1 pseudogene is annotated in these 724 nt (G+C 49.6%); it reads left to right on the top strand.

Annotated elements, in window-relative coordinates:
- Positions 1 to 24 precede the first annotated feature (24 nt).
- Positions 25 to 724: pseudogene (locus QQF33_RS03380) on the top strand (helix-turn-helix domain-containing protein); the annotation flags it as partial.

The following is a 724-nucleotide window of genomic DNA, read 5'->3' as shown; positions in this document are numbered from 1 at the left end:
CAACTGATTAAGGTGCAGTTTTTTATGGCAAAGCCAAAATATTCCCTCGAAACCAGATTAGCTGTCGTCAATCACTACCTTGCCGGAAAAGATGGAACACATCGTACCGCTGAACGTTTTGGGGTTGAAAGAACATCAGTGCGACGCTGGGTAAGAGCCTGGCAACTCCACGGTATTGATGGCATTACCTGGAAAAATGACCGCCATTCTCCGGCGTTCCGGATTGCTGTCGTACGCACTGTTCTCGCTGAAGAACTTTCGATGCGCGAAGCTGCCGCACGGTTTAATATCTCCACTGAAACCGTTGTCCGGCACTGGGTGAATGTCTACAAAGACGCAGGTGAAAAAGGACTTCTGAGCATAAAACCTGGCCGGAGCAAGGACATGACAAAACCCAAAAAAACACCTCCACTTACCGATGCGGCGCTGGAAAAGTTATCTCCCGAAGAGTTGCGGGCTGAACTTCGTTACCTGCGCGCAGAGAATGCCTACCTAAAAAAGCTGAAGGCCTTAGTTCAAAGCGAGAAAAACGGCAGAAAGCCGCAATAATCAGTGAGCTAAGGCTGAAGTATGCGCTCAGTGATCTTCTGCGTGCAGCGGGCATGTCCCGCAGTACGTGGTATCACAATATAAATGCGCTGAAGCGAGTGGACAGGCATGCCGGGCTGAAAGACAAAATCAGAGAGATTTACCACTATCACAAAGGGCGTTATGGCTACCGCAG

It is taken from the genome of Lelliottia wanjuensis, from assembly GCF_030238365.1.
Classification (GTDB): Bacteria; Pseudomonadota; Gammaproteobacteria; order Enterobacterales; family Enterobacteriaceae; genus Enterobacter; species Enterobacter wanjuensis.
This window is presented reverse-complemented; position numbering and strand designations above follow the sequence as displayed.